This window comes from Microbacterium phycohabitans, assembly GCF_032464935.1.
GTDB classification, from domain to species: domain Bacteria; phylum Actinomycetota; class Actinomycetes; order Actinomycetales; family Microbacteriaceae; genus Microbacterium; species Microbacterium phycohabitans.
Genome location: NZ_JAWDIT010000005.1, coordinates 189803 through 205936, shown reverse-complemented (window position 1 = coordinate 205936; position 16134 = coordinate 189803). Strand labels below are relative to the sequence as shown.

Sequence of the window (16134 nt, the reverse complement as noted above, 5' to 3'; positions counted from 1 at the left end):
CGCTCAGCGGGCGGGGAACAGGGCGGCCTCGAACACCGCCTCCGCGGCACCGACGAGCAGGCGCTTCTCGCCGAGTTCGGCGGCGGCCAGGCGCAGGTCTTCGGCGCACGCGGGCATCGTCTGCGCGCGGACGGCGGCGTCCAGGCCCGGCAGATCGAGGTCGGCGAGGATCGCCAGGAACCCGCCGAGCACGATCACGGCGGGGTTCATGACGTTCGCCGCGTTCGCGAGCGCGGTGGCGAGGATGCGGCGTTGCCGGTCGGTTTCGGCGCGCACCGCGGGGTCTTCGCTCGCGGTGAGGGCGTGAGCGAGCGCCCGGTCGTCGCCCGCCTCGAGCCCGACGGCCTCGAGGAGGAGCGCACGGCTGACCTCGTCTTCGAGCACGCCGTCGTCGGCCCGCCGGTCGCCCGGGTCGACGATGCCGGGACGGTTCTGCCCGAACTCGCCCGCGTAGCCGCCGGCGCCGCCGAGCAGAGCCCCGCCCACGATCACGGCCCCGCCGATGCCGCTCGCGCCGCCGTTGAGGTAGACCACGTCGTGCGAGCCGCGCGCGGCGCCGAAGAGGTACTCGGCCAGGGCGCCGAGGGCAGCGTCGTTGCCGACGTGGACCGGAGCGCCCGTGGCATCCTGCAGCATCGCCCCGATACGCGCTTCGGTCCATCCGAGGTGCGGCGCTTCGCGCACGACGCCGTCGGAGGCGCGGACGGGACCGGGCACGGCGACCCCCGAGCCGACGACGCGGTGCTCGGCGAGAGGCCCCTCGGTCCAGGCGGCGAGACGCTCGGCGACGATCGCGGCCGTGCGCTCGGGGGTCAGGAGCGTGCGCTGCTCGATGCGCTCGCGCACGACGATCGCGCCGTCAAGGCCGACCGCCGCGACGTCGAGGGCGTCGACCTCGGGGTTCACCGCGATCGCGACCACGCGCGGATCGGGCGCGACGATGGGGGAGGGGCGACCGACGCGGCCCTGCGCGTCGGAGGCGCGTTCGACGACGAGGCCCGATCGCTGCAGTTCGCCCACGAGGTCGGCGATCGTCGACCGGTTCAGGCCCGTGGCCTCGGTGAGCGCGGCGCGCGAGCGCGGGCCGTCCCGGTGCACCGTGCGCAGCACGAGCGACAGGTTGGCGCGGCGCATGCCGTCGCCGCGGGTGCCCTCGGTGACCATCCGACCACTGTGCCACGCGTCGGCCGCCCCCGCCGCGGCATCCGACGCTTCCCGGCGCGCCCGGACCACCGATGCCATGCAGCTCGGGGAGTCGACGATTCCCACCCCGGGCAAAGCGGGCGGTGCCAGGATCGGATCATGGACCTCTCCGGCATCCCCATCACCACCATCCGCGGCGAAGAGACCACCTTCGGCGAGCTGACCGCCGGCAAGGCGGCGCTCGTGGTCAACGTCGCGTCGCGCTGCGGCCTCGCGCCCCAGTACGAGGCCCTCGAGGCGTTGCACAAGAAGTACGCCGACCGCGGGTTCACCGTGATCGGCTTCCCGAGCAACCAGTTCCTGCAGGAGCTCAGCGACGAGGACAAGATCGCCGAGTACTGCTCCGCGACGTGGGGCGTGACCTTCCCGATGTCGGAGAAGGTCAAGATCAACGGGCGCAGCGCCCACCCGCTCTACAAGGAGCTCACGACGACCCCGGATGCCGACGGCAAGACCGGTCGCATCTCGTGGAACTTCGAGAAGTTCGTCGTGGCCCCCGACGGCAAGGTGACGCGTTTCAGCCCGCGCACGCTCCCCGACGCGCCCGAGGTCGTCGCCGCGATCGAGGACGCCCTCCCGCGCTGACGCACGGCGCCGGGCCGCGGTGGCCTGACGCTCGCCGCTCGCCGCAGCGCCTGGCGTCCGCCCGCCGCGGTGCCGCGGCGCCTGGCGTCTGCCGCCGCGCGCCCTCGCCGCCGCGCGCGTCGGGCCCTCTCCCGTCGAGTGTCCAGGACACGCCGTCGCGCGGGCGTCCGGTGCGGTGTGTCCTGGACACTCGCCGGGGTGATCGGGGGTGACGCGGCGGGTGCTGGACACACTGCCGGGGCGGGACGAGCTGCGCGGCCTGCCCTATCCTGACCGGGACCCGACCTGTGAAGGAGCCGCCATGGCTGACGCCGTCGTCCTCGTCTCCGGGGGAGCCGCCGTGACCCCGTTCACCGATCCCGAGCGCGCGGCCGCGTCGGGCCTCGCGGCGGGCAACACGATGACGGCCCTGCGCGCGCACCTGCTCGATCGCGGCATCCGGGTCTTCACCGCCCCCGCCCGCATCGGCCCGGGAGAGGTGCGGGAGGATGCCGGGTGGCAGGGCTTCGCCGACGTCCCCGTCGTGCTGCCGGCTGAGGTGACGATCAACGCCGTCGGCCGCGTCGACGACGCCGGGGTCGCGCTCGCCGGGTTCCTACGACGGCTCGCCGCTGAGGAGGGCGTCGGGAGCGTCGCCCTCGTCGGCCACTCGATGGGCGGGTTGTTCTCGCGCGCCGCGATCCGCGAGCTCGGCGGCGCGGGTCCGCGCATCGATCGCCTCGTGACCCTCGGCACCCCGTGGGACGGCTCGGTGCTGGGCGACCTGCTCGACGACGAGATCTCGGAGGTCGACGCGCACGGCGACCCCGCCACGCTGCAGATCTTCGCCGAGGCGCGCCCGTACGCCGACGCGAACTCCCAGGGGGCGGCGGACGAGGTGTCGCGCCGGTTCCTGCGCGAGTGGAACGACGCCCAGGCGGGGGTGCTCGACGGCATCCCGGTGACCGCGATCGGCGCCGGATACTTCGCCGCGGCGACCGCGCCGGTGCAGCTGTGGCCGCACGACGGCCTCGTGTCGATGACCAGCGGTCGCGCCGACGAGGTGCCCTCCGCGGTGCTGCCCGACGTCGAGCGTCACTCGTTCGCCGACCACGTGCACAGCATCTTCTTCGCTGAGGCGTTCGGGCTGCCGTGGGAGCGCGCGCTGACGTGGGACCCCGCGGTGTTCGCCGTCGTGGACGACGCGCTCGGACTCTGACGAGGCCGGGTCAGGGCGTCGGCGCGACGTACTCGTGAGCGAGGTCGGTCACGGCGGCGATGTGGTCGAAGTCGTGGTCTGCGCTGAGGATCGTGGCATCGTTCGCGATCGCGTAGGCCGCGATGAGAATGTCGACCGCGCCCGCCGCTCGAACGAGACCGGCTCGCCAGAGGGCGGACTGGATGCCGACGGCGAGGGACTCGTCGGGTGCCCGTTCGAGGGGGAAGCCCAGCGAGATCTGCTCGAGGTAGTGCGCGTGCTCCTCGGCGGAGCGGGCGCTGTGACAGAACTCCAGCACCTGGGGAGGGCACGTGACGAAGAGGTCGGAGGGAGACCGGGCGATCCGTTCGAGCCGCGTCCGGATGATGGGATCCCCTGAGGCCAACCGCGCCCAGACGGAGTTGTCGACGAGGTAGTCGGTCACGACGTCGGGGCCACCACGGGTGAATCGAGGTGCTCTTCGAGATCGGTGAGTCCCGCGATCCCGGCGATCATCGCGTCTTTCTGCTTGGACGCGATGAGCCGGCGAAGGGCGAGGTCGAGAACCGCGCGGTTGGACGGCTCTCCGGTGAGGATGCGAGCGCGTTCGATGAGGCGCGGATCGAGGTCGACGCTGGTGAGGGCCATGAGGACTCCCTTCGCTATATAGACGATTATATGCCAGAATGCCCGTCCCGAGGGTCTGGACGCCGCGGCATCCGGGGTATATGTTGTGAGAACCAACAAACCCGCCGTGCGTCACTGCGCACTCGTGCGTTTTCATGCGAAGGAGCAGGAATGCCCACCCCCACCCGCGATGACAAGTTCTCGTTCGGACTCTGGACCGTCGGCTACAACGGCACCGACCCCTTCGGCGGCCCGACGCGCGAGCCCCTCGACGTCGTGCACGTCGTCGAGAAGCTCGCCGAGCTCGGTGCCTACGGCCTGACCTTCCACGACGACGACCTCTTCGCCTTCGGCTCGACCGACGCCGAGCGCCAGACGCAGATCGACCGCCTCAAGGGCGCGATGAAGGACACCGGCATCGTCACGCCGATGGTGACCACGAACCTCTTCTCGGCCCCCGTCTTCAAGGACGGCGGGTTCACCTCGAACGACCGTCAGGTGCGTCGCTTCGCGCTGCGCAAGGTGCTGCGCAACCTCGACCTCGCCGCCGAGCTCGGCGCGCAGACGTTCGTCATGTGGGGTGGACGCGAGGGTGCCGAGTACGACTCCGCGAAGGACGTCCGTCAGGCGCTCGAGCGCTACCGCGAGGCCGTCAACCTCCTCGGCGACTACGTCACCGACAAGGGCTACGACATCCGCTTCGCGATCGAGCCCAAGCCCAACGAGCCCCGCGGCGACATCCTGCTGCCGACCCTCGGTCACGCGATCGCGTTCATCGACTCGCTCGAGCGCCCCGAACTCGTGGGCCTGAACCCCGAGGTGGGCCACGAGCAGATGGCCGGGCTGAACTTCGCCGCGGGCATCGCCCAGGCGCTGTACCACGGCAAGCTCTTCCACATCGACCTCAACGGCCAGCGCGGCATCAAGTACGACCAGGACCTCGTCTTCGGTCACGGCGACCTGCACAACGCCTTCGCCCTCGTCGACCTGCTCGAGAACGGCGGCCCCGGCGGGGTCCCCGCCTACGACGGTCCGCGCCACTTCGACTACAAGCCCTCGCGCACCGAGGACGAGTCGGGCGTCTGGGACTCGGTCTCGGCCAACATGAACACCTACCTGCTGCTCAAGGAGCGCGCCGCGGCCTTCCGCGCCGACCCCGAGGTGCAGGAGGCCCTGGAGGCCGCGAAGGTCGCCGAGCTCGCCCAGCCGACGCTCAACGAGGGCGAGTCGTACGACGACCTCCTCGCCGACCGCTCGGCCTACGAGGACTTCGACACCGACGTGTACCTCGGCGGCAAGGGCTTCGGCTTCGTCCGTCTGCAGCAGCTCGCGACCGAGCACCTGCTCGGCGCGCGCTGAGTCGTCCCGGGCCCGGATGCCACCGCATCCGGGCCCTTCCGGGTCGAGGCCGCGCTGCGCCGGCGCCTCCTCCCGCAGCTCGTCGAGTGTCCAGGACACGCCGTGTCGGATTTGCTCGGCACGGCGTTTCCCGGACACTCGACGGGCGGCGGCCGCGGCTCGGGTCCGCGGCTTCTTGCTCGTCGAGAGTCCATGGCACGCCGTGAAGGGGCCCGCTCTCGCGGCGTTTCCTGGACACTCGACACCACGGGAGGCATGGGCCTCCGTGCGGAACACGGGCCGCGCCACTGGCGGCGCGGCGGAGAGAAGGGCAGAGCATGGCGCTCGTCATGGGAGTCGATTCGTCGACGCAGTCGTGCAAGGTCGTCGTGGTCGACGCCGAGACCGGTCGGGTGGTGCGCGAGGGACGCGCCTCGCACCCCGCCGGCACCTCGGTCGACCCCGAGGCGTGGTGGACGGCGCTGCAGGATGCCATCGCCCAGGCCGGAGGCCTCGACGACGTGGCAGCGGTCTCGATCGCCGGACAGCAGCACGGCATGGTCGTGCTGGATGCCGAGGGCGCCGTCATCCGCGACGCGCTGCTGTGGAACGACACCCGCTCGGCGCAGGCTGCGCGCGACCTCATCGACGAGGTCGGCGCCGCCGAGTTCGCCGAGCGCACGGGTGCCGTGCCGGTCGCGTCGTTCACCGGAACGAAGCTGCGTTGGCTGCGGGATGCCGAGCCGGAGAACGCCGCGCGCGTCGCCGCCGTCGCGCTGCCGCATGACTGGCTCACCTGGCGCCTGCGCGGGTTCGGTCCGGGCAACGCGGTGCTCGAGGAGCTGGTCACGGATCGTTCCGACGCCTCGGGTACCGCCTACTGGGGCGTCGACGGCTACGACGTCGACCTGTTCGTCCGCGCGCTCGGCCACGACGCGGTGCGCCCGCGCGTGCTCGGGCCGTGGGAGAGCGCCGGGGCGCTGCCGGGCGGGGCGCTCGTCGGCCCCGGTGCCGGGGACAACGCCGGCGCGGCCCTCGGCCTCGGCGCGGGGGTGGGCGATGTCGTGTTGTCGCTCGGCACCTCGGGCACGGTCTTCGCCGTCTCCGACGCCCCGAGCCGCGACACCACCGGCACGGTGGCCGGCTTCGCCGACGCGACCGGGAAGTTCCTGCCGCTGGTCGCGACCCTCAACGCCGCCCGCGTGCTCGACGCCTTCGCGGGCCTGCTCGGTGTGTCGCACGACGAGCTCGGCGCCCTCGCCCTCGAGGCCGAGCCCGGCGCGGGTGGCGTCGTGCTGGTGCCGTGGTTCGAGGGGGAGCGCACGCCGAACCTGCCGCACGCCCAGGCGTCGCTGACGGGGCTGACTCTGGCATCCACGACCCGTGCGAACTTCGCGCGCGCCGCGATCGAGGGCATGCTGGGCGGGCTCGCCGTGGGGCTCGAGGCGATCCAGGCGCAGGGCGTCGAGGTGCGGCGCATCCTGCTGATCGGCGGGGCCGCCGCGAACGAGGGCGTCGCGCGGATCGCCGCGCAGGTGTTCGACGCCGAGATCGTGGTGCCGTCCGCGGGCGAGTACGTCGCGCTCGGCGCCGCCCGTCAGGCCGCGGGGGTGCTGGCGAGCGGTCCCGTCGAGTGGTCGGTGGCCACGACCCGGGCCGTCGAGCCCGATCACCGGCCCGAGATCCGCGCGCGGTACGACGTGATCGCGGCGCTTCGCGCGGCCGAGAGCTGAGCGCCCCGTCCCGGGCGGCGGGGTGAGGAGCGTCCCGTCTCCGGTGTTCGGGAGCTCATCCGCGCCGTTTCGGGGCGACACGCGGTGGAACCCCGCCGCCGGAGTGGAATCGGGCGCTCGGAATGCGCCAGAGTGATACCGGACCCGTCGACGCCTTGTAAGGGGGGCGTCGGCGGGTTCTTCGCGTGAGCGCTCCCATGTCGAGGGTGACGTGGCGGCGGGACCTGCGGCCAGCCCGGCTGCCGCCGCTCCCGGTCGAGGACGCCGCGGGGTCGCGCGGGCGGGATGCGTGCGCCGGAAGCCGGCGACGGGCCGTGCGCCGACAGATCCTTCCGCGAGCCGCCGGGGCCGACCACGGCGTCGCGCGCCACTACTGTGAGTCACCATGAGCGGCGAGATCGGGACCAAGCGCATCGGCGTGCGCGAGGTCGCCGCCGCCGCGGGGGTGTCGACGCAGACCGTCTCGCGGGTGCTGAACGACTATCCGGGCATCCGCGACGCGACCCGTGAGCGCGTGCTCGCGGCGGTCGCCTCCCTCGACTATCGCGTCAACAACGCCGCCCGCGCCCTCGGCACGAGCCTCACGCGCACCGTGGGGGTCGTGGCATCCGACGCCGTCCTGCACGGTCCGTCGGCCGGGATCGCGGCGCTCGAGCGGGCGGCTCGAGCGCGCGGGCGCTGGATCTCGACCGCGTACACCGACTCGGACGACCCCGCCGACATCGACGCGGCCGTGCGACACCTGCTCGACCAGGGGGTCGACGGGATCGTGCTCGTCGCCGCGCACGGGGTGACGCCCCTCGAGGGGTACGACGTGCCGCTCGTGCCGTTGTACGGCGAGTCCGGGATCCGCCAGCGCGATGCGGCCGCCCTCGTCGTGGAGCATCTCGCCGACCTCGGACATCGGCGCCTCGTCGAGGTCTCCGGACCGGCGGACTGGCGCGAAGCCCTCGCGCGCACAGCGGGCGTGGCCGACGCCGTCGCCCGCCGGGGGCTGAGCCTCGTCGACCGCGTCGAGGGGGACTGGAGCGCCGCTTCGGGCTCCGCTCTCGCCGAGGTCGTCGCCGCACGCCTCGCCGACGGGGCGACTGCGGTCGCCGCGGCCAACGACCAGATGGCGCTGGGGCTCATGGCCGGCCTCGGAGCGCGGGGCGTCCGTGTTCCGCGCGACGTGTCGATCGTCGGATTCGATGACAACCCGGATGCCGCCTTCTACACGCCGGCGCTGAGCACCGTGCGCCTGGACGTCCAGGGCGAGGCCGAGTACGCCGTCGCCGCGGTGCTCGGCGACGCGGCGGCACCGCCGGCTTCGCCCGTGCTGGTGATGCGGGACTCCGCGGCGGCGCCGCGCGACGTCTCGCTTCCGCAGCGATGAGCTGGGCCGAGCGAAACTCCTGACTTTCTGCCGTCGCGTGCCGCGGAACGGCGGCTTCGGCCGCGGGCATCGACGAATGACAGGAGTTTGGCACGTTGCCTCCGCGCCACGGTGCGATGAGGCCCCACTGACACGGTGCTCCGGGGGCCGTCAGCGCGCGGCATCCGTGAACGGGCCGGCCAGCCACTTTCCACCTCGCGCACGGTGCGCAGCCGCACCACGGGCAGATCGGCAGGCACCGCCGGAATGCGCTCGCGGTAGTTGTTGCGGGTCGAGATCGACCACCGCACGATGTGCTCGGGGTCGGTGAAGAACGTATGCAGTGGGGGTTCGATGTTGCCGTTCCACAGTTGCTCGCGACCCGGGCGGCGCCGGAGCGTCCGCGCGATGACACGGGGGAGCGTCACGGTCGCGAAGGGGAGGTCGAGCCAGACCAGCAGGTCGGCGCGCGCAGTCAGCAGCGACCGCGCCGCGGAATACTGCCACTCGGTGACCCACGCCTCGGACGCGACGAGGGCCTGCACGTCATCGAGGAACTCCGGCCGGGGCGTCCAGCTCGGACCGTGGAAAAGCGCGTCGATCTCGGTGTGCGGGATGCCGGCCACCTCTCCGATCCGGCCCGCCAGGGTCGTCTTGCCTACGCCCGATACGCCCTCGACGACGACGCGTCGCGGGCGCACGGGAAGAGGGTCGCCGGCGCGCAGGATTCGTCCACGCTACGACGGGTCTGTCGTGCGCGGCGATCTGCTGCACGCGCCGGGGGTCCGGCGCCACGCTGACCCGTGTCGCGAGCGACGGCCCGGCTCACCTCTCGCGCGGCGGCGGCGCGACCGTAGCGGCGATGTCCGCCGCCGCGGTCAGGCCCGAAGCCATCGCGGTGACGACGGCCGCGGGAATGCGCGGATCGAGGCGGCGCGCGACATCTCCCGCCGCCCAGACGCCGGGCTTGTTCGTGCGCCCGAGCGCATCCACGACGATCCCGTCCGCCTCGACGTGAACGCCGAGGTCGGCGGCGACGCTCGACCGCGGCCTCGGGTTCGGCGGGATGAACACCGCCGCGACCTCTGATGCCCGGCCGTCGTGGCGGGTGATGAGGGCTCGATCGTTCACGCGCGCGACGGATGCCACCTCCCCGGGCTCGAAGTGCGGTACCTCGTCCGTGAGGCCGAGTAGCAGCGCTCCGACGTGGGTCGCGTGCGCGCCAGAGGAGATCACCGCGATGGGCCCCTCCGCGTGCTCGTGGCCGTGGCAGTACGGGCAGGGCAGCACGAGGTCGCCCCAGAGCTCCGTAATCCCCGGGATCGGGAGGAGCGCATCCTCCACCCCGGCGGCGATGAGGAGGTTCTCGGCGTGCCACGGCCCGTCGGCGGTGTCGAGCTCGATGTCCGTCTCGCGGCGCGCCCCGCGGACCGCGTCGTCGACGACGCGCACCCAGGGGTATCGCTGGAGCTCGTTGCGCGCCGCCGCACGGAGCCGCGCAGGGTCCGTCCCGTCCCACCCGAGCACGTTGTGCATGCGGGCCGACGTCGAGTTCCGGGCACGTCCGTCGTCGAAGACGACCGTGTCCACGTGCATCCGGCCCAGAGTCAGAGCGGCCTGCAGCCCGGCGGGTCCTCCGCCGACGACCGCCACTTTCGCGAACCTCGTCATGCGGACATCGTGCCGGGCCGGACTATGGGATCGCCGTGATCTCGGGCTCGCATCCATGGGATGTTACCGGTAACATCAGGTCGCGAGGGCGTCACGCCTCGCCACCCCGAACCCCGTCGAAGGAGACCCGCGTGTCCGATGCCGCCACGTTCGCGCCCGAGGTGCAGGAGGCCATCGACGCCGTCCGCGCCGACGTCGCGCGACTGCACGCCGAGCTCGTGCGCTACAACCTCGTCATCTGGACCGGAGGCAACGTCTCGGGCCGCGTCCCCGGCGCCGACCTGTTCGTCATCAAGCCCTCGGGTGTCTCCTACGACGACCTGGCGCCCGAGAACATGATCCTCTGCGACCTCGACGGCAACGCCATCCCGGGTGCCCCCGGCTCCGAGCGCAGCCCCTCGAGCGACACCGCCGCGCACGCGTACGTCTACCGAAACATGCCCGAGGTCGGCGGCGTCGTCCACACGCACTCGACCTTCGCCGTGGCCTGGGCGGCGCGCGGCGAGGAGATCCCGTGCGTCATCACCGGCATGGCCGACGAGTTCGGCGGGCCCATCCCGGTCGGCCCGTTCGCGATCATCGGCGACGACTCGATCGGTCGCGGCATCGTCGAGACCCTGAGCGGACACCGCAGCCGCGCGGTGCTCATGCAGAACCACGGTCCGTTCACCATCGGCGTCAGCGCGAAAGACGCGGTCAAGGCCGCCGTCATGTGCGAAGACGCGGCCCGCACCGTGCACTACGCCCGCGAGGCCGGGCCCCTCGTCCCGATCCCGCAGGACAAGATCGACGCCCTCTACAACCGCTACCAGAACGTCTACGGACAGAGCACGGACGACCGCCGATGAATGCCCTCATCACCGAAGGCCGCGCTTCGCTCGGCATCGAGCTCGGTTCCACCCGCATCAAGGCGTGCCTCATCGGCCCCGACGCCGAGGTGCTCGCGGTCGGCTCCCACGAGTGGGAGAACGTCTACGCCGACAAGCTGTGGACCTATTCGCTGGATGCCGTCTGGTCGGGCCTGCAGGCCGCCTATGCCGAGCTCGTCGGCGACGTGCAGAAGCACTACGGCGTGACTCCCGAGCGGTACGCCGCGATGGGCGTCTCGGCCATGATGCACGGCTACCTCGCGTTCGACGCCGAGGGCGAGCTGCTCGCCCCCTTCCGCACGTGGCGCAACACGAACACCGGTGTCGCCGCGGCGGAGCTCACGGAACTCCTGGGCGTGAACATTCCGCTCCGCTGGTCGATCGCCCACCTGCACCAGGCGGTCGTGGACGCCGAGCCCCACGTGCCCGAGATCCGCTTCCTCACGACCCTCGCCGGTTACGTACACGAGAAGCTCACGGGCGAGAAGGTGCTCGGCGTGGGCGACGCCTCGGGCATGTTCCCGATCGACTCCGCGACGCGTGATTACGACGCCGAGCTCGTGTCCCGCTACGACGCCCTCGCCGCCGGACGCGTCCCCGCCCTGACCGACCTCCTGCCGCGCGTGCTCGTCGCGGGCGCCGACGCGGGCAGCCTCACCGCTGCGGGCGCGGCGCTGCTCGACCCGAGCGGAACGCTGCAGCCCGGCATCCCGTTCGCCCCGCCCGAGGGCGACGCCGGAACGGGCATGGTCGCCACCGGAGCCGTCGCTCCGCGCACCGGCAACGTCAGCGCCGGCACGAGCATCTTCGCGATGGTCGTGCTCGAGCGTCCGCTGTCGCAGGTGCACCACGAGCTCGACCTCGTCACGACGCCCGTGGGTGACGCGGTCGCAATGGTGCACTGCAACAACGGCGCGAGCGAGCTGGCCGCGTGGGCGAACATGTTCACCGCGTTCTCCGTCGCGGCCGGTACCCCCGCGACCCCGGATGCCACGTACGCGGCGCTCTTCTCGGCCGCGCTCGAGGGCGAGGCCGACGCCGGCGGGCTGCTGGCCTACAACCACCTCGCCGGCGAGCCCATCGCGGGCCTCGACGAGGGCCGCCCGCTCGTGGTCCGCACGCCCGACAGCCGCCTGACGCTGCCGAACTTCATGCGCGCGCAGGTGTACGGCGTGTTCGGCACGCTCGCCCTCGGGATGGACGTGCTGCACGCCGAGGGAGTGGCGCTCGAGAAGATGTACGCCCACGGCGGCATGTTCCGCACCGCCGGGGTCGCCCAGCGCTTCCTCGCGGCGGCGCTCGACGCTCCCGTCGCGGTTGCCGAGACGGCGTCCGAGGGCGGCGCGTGGGGCATGGCCGTGCTCGCGGCCTACGTCGCCGACGGCGCCGGCCGCGACCTCGACACCTACCTCGCCGAGGTCGTCTTCGCCGACGCGCCCATCACCACCGTCGACCCCGACCCGGCCGACGTAGCCGGATTCTCGGCCTACCTCGACCGCTACCGCGCAGGCCTCGCCGTCGAGGCCGCCGCCGTGGCATCCCTCTGAACACCCGAAAAGGAACAGTCATGACCCGCACGAAGCTCAAGAACGACCTCGACGGTTACGAGGTCTGGTTCGTCACCGGCAGCCAGAACCTCTACGGCGAGGAGACCCTGAAGCAGGTCGCCGAGCAGTCGCAGGCCGTCGTCGAGGGCCTCGACGGTCTCCCGGTGAAGGTCGTCTGGAAGCCCGTGCTGAAGGACTCCGACAGCATCCGCCGCATGGCGCTGGAGATCAACGGCCGCGACGACGTCATCGGCGTCATCGCGTGGATGCACACCTTCAGCCCCGCGAAGATGTGGATCGCGGGGCTCGACGCCCTGCAGAAGCCGCTGCTGCACCTGCACACGCAGGCCAACGTCGAGCTGCCGTGGAACGACATCGACTTCGACTTCATGAACCTCAACCAGGCCGCGCACGGCGACCGCGAGTTCGGGTACATCCAGACGCGCCTGGGCGTCTCGCGCAAGACGGTCGTCGGCCACGTGTCGAACCCGGCCGTGCGTCAGCAGATCGAGGACTGGGAGCGCGCCGCCGCCGGCTGGACCGCCGCGCGCACCCTCAAGCTCGCGCGCTTCGGCGACAACATGCGCTTCGTCGCTGTCACCGAGGGCGACAAGACCGAGGCCGAACTGCGTTTCGGCGTGCAGGTCAACACGTGGGGCGTCAACGAGCTCGTCGAGGCCGTCGAGCAGGCCTCGGATGCCGACATCGACGCGCTCGTGCAGGAATACGTCGACAGCTACGACGTGGCCTCCGAGCTGCTTCCCGGCGGCGCGCGTCACCAGTCGCTGCGCGACGGCGCGGCGATCGAGCTGGGCCTGCGCTCGTTCCTCGAGGAGGGCGGCTTCGGCGCCTTCACCACGTCGTTCGAAGACCTCGGTGCGCTGAAGCAGCTGCCCGGTCTCGCGGTGCAGCGCCTCATGGCCGAGGGCTACGGCTTCGGCGCCGAGGGCGACTGGAAGACGGCGATCCTCGTGCGCGTCGCGAACGTGATGGGTGCGGGCCTGCCCGGCGGCGCCTCGCTCATGGAGGACTACACCTACGACCTCGTGCCCGGAAACGAGCGCATCCTCGGCGCGCACATGCTCGAGGTGTCGCCGTCGCTCACGACGAAGAAGCCGCGCCTGGAGATCCACGAGCTCGGCATCGGCGGCAAGGACGACCCGGTGCGCCTGGTCTTCACCGCCGACGCGGGCCCCGCGCTCGTCGTCGCGATGAGCGACATGCGCGACCGCTTCCGCCTCGTGGCCAACGTCGTCGAGAACGTCGACGCCCCCGACCTGCCGAAGCTCCCCGTCGGCCGCGCGGTGTGGAAGCCAGCCCCCGACTTCGCGACATCGGCCGGCTGCTGGCTCGCCGCCGGTGCCGCCCACCACACCGTCATGACGACGGCCGTGGGCATCGAGGTGTTCCGCGACTTCGCCGAGATCGCCAAGACCGAGCTCGTCGTCATCGACGACGACACCACGGTCCGCGGTTTTCAGAGCGAGCTGCGCTGGAACCAGGCGTACTACCGCCTGGCCCAGGGCCTGTAAGACCCGTCGCCCCGGGCCGCCGCACGGCCCCGGGGCGACGCGGCGCGTGCGCCTCGATCTTCGGGGCGCCTTGCGTGCACCGGGGCGTCCGTCGGACATCCCGGTGCACGGACCGTGCCCCGGAACCTCCGCAGCGGTGGGCTGCGCCGGTTCCGGGGCATTTCCGCGTGCGGGCTGCGATCACGTTTCGCGCGCGGGGTCCATGGCATCCGGTGTTCGGGACCCTTGTCCCAGTTCTGGCGGTGCGTGTCCCACTTATGGGGGGGGGGTGTCAGGCTTTGGACTGACCATTTTCGGGACATGGATGCCGCTGTGCCCGGGCTGCGCGGCCGTGTGCGTGGGCGTGTCCCAGTTCTGGTGGTGCGTGTCCCACTTATGGGGGGTTGTCAGGCTTTGGACTGACCATTTTCGGGACATGGATGCCGCTGTGCCCGGGCTGCGCGGCCGTGTGCGTGGGCGTGTCCCAGTTCTGGCGGTGCGTGTCCCACTTATGAGGGGTTGTCAGGCTTTGGACCGACCATTTTCGGGACATGGGTGCCGCTGGGCCCGGGCTGCGCGGCCGTGTGCGTGGGCATGTCCCACTTCTGGCGGTGCGTGTCCCACTGGTGGGGGGTTGTCAGGCTTTGGACTGACCATTTTCGGGACATGGATGCCGCTGGGCCCGGGCTGCGCGGCCGTGCGCGTGACGACCCCCGTCTCATCGGCTCACCCTAGGCACGAGGGTGACGAACACCCCGCCGTTTTCACCGGACGATGACTTCCGCCTGCGCGTTCGTCTCGGTGTTGCACGTCGTGACCTGCCACGCGGGAGCCCCGTCGTCGACGACCCGCCGCATGTCGATGATGAGGGGGCTCGGGTACGTCTCCCCGGACTCCTGGGCCGCGGCCCACGCGGAGGGCGCACCGACTCTCCGCTCGGCATCGGTGAGGTCGACCTCCTGCGACGCGCGCTTCTCGAGCGTCTGCACATCGAGCAGGGCCTCCTCGCCGCGGGTCGGATCGTTCCCGGTCACGCTCCGTACGCGCCAGACCCACTTCTCGTCGAGGTACTCGAGTCGAAGACCCACCACGGTGCCCGTCGACTCCCCCGGGAGGGACTCGAGGAAATCAGTGGGCCAGCTGAGCTGGTCGGGAAGACACGTGCCCGGATAGCCGTATCCGAGCGCGCGCTGCGCGGGCGGGGTCGTCGCGCAACCGACGAGGATGCCGAGCAGAACCGTCGTGGCGCAGGCGGCCATCGCGCGTCGTCTCATCGCCCCACCGTATCGGCGGGCGCGACGTGCGACGCGCCGCGTCGGAATACCCCCGCCTCACCGGTCGTTGCGGACGATTCACCCCCCCCGACCGATGGGAACCCCCGCAGTGACTGACACCCCACACGCCCTCGTGGTCGGCGCGACCGGCATCGCCGGCGGCGCCCTGCTCGACCGCCTCTCCGACGACGGATGGGCGGTGACGGCGCTGTCCCGCCGGCCGGGAGCAGGGCGCGCAGGCATCACGTGGCGCTCCGCCGACCTGCGTTCACCCGATTCGTTGCGGGCTGCGCTGAGCGGCATCCCGGTCACCCACGTGTTCTTCACGGCCTGGTCGCGGCAGGACACCGAGGCCGAGAACATCGCCGTCAACGGCGGGATGGTCCGCGACCTGCTCGCCGCCCTCTCCGACGCCCCGGTGCGCCACGTGGCGCTCATGACGGGACTCAAGCACTACCTCGGTCCCTTCGAGGCGTACGGCCAGGGCGCGATGCCCGACACGCCGTTCCACGAGGACGAGCCCCGGCTCGAGGTCGACAACTTCTACTACGCGCAGGAGGACGAGCTGTTCGCGGCCGCCCGGCGCCAGGGCTTCACCTGGTCGGTGCACCGCTCGCACACCGTCCTGGGCCACGCGGTCGGTAACGCGATGAACATGGGGCTCACGATCGCCGTCGCCGCGGCGATCAGCCGGCACCTCGGCCGGCCGCTGGTCTTCCCGGGCAGCGAGACGCAGTGGAACGGTGTGACCGATGTCACGGATGCCGATCTGCTCGCCGCCCAGATGGTGTGGGCGGCCACGCACCCCGAGGGGGCCGACGAGGCGTTCAACACGGCCAACGGCGATGTCTTCCGGTGGCGGTGGATGTGGCCGCGCATCGCCGCCGACCTCGGGGTCGAGGCGGAGGGCTTCGACACCGCCCCGCGCCCGTTCGAGCAGCAGATGGCCGATGCTGCGCCGGTGTGGGCCGAGATCGTCGAGCACTACGGTCTCGTCGAGCCCGACCTCGCCCGGGTCGCCTCGTGGTGGCACACCGACGCCGACCTCGGACGCGAGATCGAGGTGCTGACCGACATGTCGAAGAGCCGCCTGGCCGGCTTCACCGAGCACCACCGCACGCGGGACTCCTTCACCCGCCTGTTCGACCGATACCGCGCGGCACGCCTCATCCCCTGAGCGTGAGGCTCCCGGCGGTTCGCTTCGCGGAGCGTCCTTTCGCTTGAGGTGGAGAATGCCGCGCGCCG

Annotated in this window: 14 protein-coding genes; 9 read left to right on the top strand and 5 right to left on the bottom strand. The window is 71.9% G+C overall.

Annotated elements, in window-relative coordinates; translation table 11 throughout:
* Positions 1–3 precede the first annotated feature (3 nt).
* On the bottom strand, positions 4–1164 hold the full coding sequence (locus tag RWH44_RS14500; protein WP_316005171.1) for an ROK family transcriptional regulator: 1161 nt from the start codon (positions 1162–1164) through the stop codon (positions 4–6).
* A gap of 138 nt (positions 1165–1302) precedes the next feature.
* Here RWH44_RS14500 and RWH44_RS14495 point away from each other — a divergent pair, with 138 nt between their 5' ends.
* Both RWH44_RS14495 and RWH44_RS14490 read left to right on the top strand, forming a co-directional pair.
* Positions 1303–1788, top strand: a complete 486-nt coding sequence (locus RWH44_RS14495) for a glutathione peroxidase (protein WP_316005121.1) — start codon at positions 1303–1305, stop codon at positions 1786–1788.
* Between the two features lie 301 nt (positions 1789–2089).
* Complete coding sequence (locus RWH44_RS14490; protein WP_316005120.1) at positions 2090–2986, top strand: lipase family alpha/beta hydrolase; 897 nt, start codon at positions 2090–2092, stop codon at positions 2984–2986.
* A gap of 10 nt (positions 2987–2996) precedes the next feature.
* On the opposite strand, the gene RWH44_RS14485 is transcribed toward RWH44_RS14490, so the two are convergent.
* On the bottom strand, positions 2997–3410 hold the full coding sequence (locus tag RWH44_RS14485; RefSeq protein WP_316005119.1) for a PIN domain-containing protein: 414 nt from the start codon (positions 3408–3410) through the stop codon (positions 2997–2999).
* Positions 3407–3613 (bottom strand): type II toxin-antitoxin system VapB family antitoxin, encoded by a 207-nt coding sequence (locus RWH44_RS14480; RefSeq protein WP_316005118.1) that lies wholly within the window; start codon positions 3611–3613, stop codon positions 3407–3409. Before RWH44_RS14480 ends, RWH44_RS14485 begins: the two co-directional genes overlap by 4 nt.
* A 150-nt stretch (positions 3614–3763) precedes the next feature.
* On the opposite strand from RWH44_RS14480, the gene xylA reads away from it, so the two are divergent.
* From xylA to RWH44_RS14465, 3 genes are all read left to right on the top strand, one after another.
* On the top strand, positions 3764–4951 hold the full coding sequence (xylA, locus tag RWH44_RS14475) for a xylose isomerase (RefSeq protein WP_298874087.1): 1188 nt from the start codon (positions 3764–3766) through the stop codon (positions 4949–4951).
* A 317-nt stretch (positions 4952–5268) separates the two neighbouring features.
* Entirely contained in the window at positions 5269–6663 is a 1395-nt protein-coding gene (gene xylB / locus RWH44_RS14470) for a xylulokinase (RefSeq protein ID WP_316005117.1), read from the top strand.
* Between the two features lie 385 nt (positions 6664–7048).
* Positions 7049–8038, top strand: coding sequence for a LacI family DNA-binding transcriptional regulator (locus RWH44_RS14465; protein ID WP_316005116.1), 990 nt, complete (start codon positions 7049–7051; stop codon positions 8036–8038).
* Between the two features lie 804 nt (positions 8039–8842).
* Here RWH44_RS14465 and RWH44_RS14460 read toward each other — a convergent pair.
* On the bottom strand, positions 8843–9688 hold the full coding sequence (locus tag RWH44_RS14460; protein WP_316005115.1) for an NAD(P)/FAD-dependent oxidoreductase: 846 nt from the start codon (positions 9686–9688) through the stop codon (positions 8843–8845).
* Between the two features lie 131 nt (positions 9689–9819).
* Here RWH44_RS14460 and RWH44_RS14455 point away from each other — a divergent pair, with 131 nt between their 5' ends.
* The 3 genes from RWH44_RS14455 to araA are packed head-to-tail and all read left to right on the top strand — an operon-like array spanning position 9820 to position 13636.
* A complete protein-coding gene (locus RWH44_RS14455; protein ID WP_298874083.1) occupies positions 9820–10536 on the top strand; it encodes an L-ribulose-5-phosphate 4-epimerase in 717 nt (238 codons plus the stop codon).
* Complete coding sequence (locus RWH44_RS14450; RefSeq protein WP_316005114.1) at positions 10533–12104, top strand: xylulokinase; 1572 nt, start codon at positions 10533–10535, stop codon at positions 12102–12104. The genes RWH44_RS14455 and RWH44_RS14450 overlap by 4 nt, the downstream gene beginning before the upstream one ends.
* Positions 12105–12124: 20 nt before the next feature.
* On the top strand, positions 12125–13636 hold the full coding sequence (gene araA / locus RWH44_RS14445; protein ID WP_298874081.1) for an L-arabinose isomerase: 1512 nt from the start codon (positions 12125–12127) through the stop codon (positions 13634–13636).
* 743 nt (positions 13637–14379) lie between these two features.
* Here araA and RWH44_RS14440 read toward each other — a convergent pair.
* Entirely contained in the window at positions 14380–14889 is a 510-nt protein-coding gene (locus RWH44_RS14440; RefSeq protein WP_316005113.1) for a hypothetical protein, read from the bottom strand.
* 94 nt (positions 14890–14983) lie between these two features.
* Here RWH44_RS14440 and RWH44_RS14435 point away from each other — a divergent pair, with 94 nt between their 5' ends.
* Positions 14984–16066 carry an SDR family oxidoreductase gene (locus RWH44_RS14435; RefSeq protein ID WP_316005112.1) on the top strand — a complete coding sequence of 361 codons (1083 nt, stop codon included), beginning with the start codon at positions 14984–14986 and terminating at the stop codon, positions 16064–16066.
* The last annotated feature ends 68 nt before the right edge of the window (positions 16067–16134 follow it).

Bases quoted from the DNA above. Each gene is read 5' to 3' on its own strand.
- RWH44_RS14500 (WP_316005171.1), bottom strand. From the start codon at position 1,164: ATGGTCACCGAGGGCACCCGCGGCGACGGCATGCGCCGCGCCAACCTG.
- RWH44_RS14495 (WP_316005121.1), top strand. From the start codon at position 1,303: ATGGACCTCTCCGGCATCCCCATCACCACCATCCGCGGCGAAGAGACC.
- RWH44_RS14490 (WP_316005120.1), top strand. From the start codon at position 2,090: ATGGCTGACGCCGTCGTCCTCGTCTCCGGGGGAGCCGCCGTGACCCCG.
- RWH44_RS14480 (WP_316005118.1), bottom strand. From the start codon at position 3,613: ATGGCCCTCACCAGCGTCGACCTCGATCCGCGCCTCATCGAACGCGCT.
- xylA (WP_298874087.1), top strand. From the start codon at position 3,764: ATGCCCACCCCCACCCGCGATGACAAGTTCTCGTTCGGACTCTGGACC.
- xylB (WP_316005117.1), top strand. From the start codon at position 5,269: ATGGCGCTCGTCATGGGAGTCGATTCGTCGACGCAGTCGTGCAAGGTC.
- RWH44_RS14465 (WP_316005116.1), top strand. From the start codon at position 7,049: ATGAGCGGCGAGATCGGGACCAAGCGCATCGGCGTGCGCGAGGTCGCC.
- RWH44_RS14460 (WP_316005115.1), bottom strand. From the start codon at position 9,688: ATGACGAGGTTCGCGAAAGTGGCGGTCGTCGGCGGAGGACCCGCCGGG.
- RWH44_RS14450 (WP_316005114.1), top strand. From the start codon at position 10,533: ATGAATGCCCTCATCACCGAAGGCCGCGCTTCGCTCGGCATCGAGCTC.
- araA (WP_298874081.1), top strand. From the start codon at position 12,125: ATGACCCGCACGAAGCTCAAGAACGACCTCGACGGTTACGAGGTCTGG.
- RWH44_RS14440 (WP_316005113.1), bottom strand. From the start codon at position 14,889: ATGAGACGACGCGCGATGGCCGCCTGCGCCACGACGGTTCTGCTCGGC.
- RWH44_RS14435 (WP_316005112.1), top strand. From the start codon at position 14,984: ATGGGAACCCCCGCAGTGACTGACACCCCACACGCCCTCGTGGTCGGC.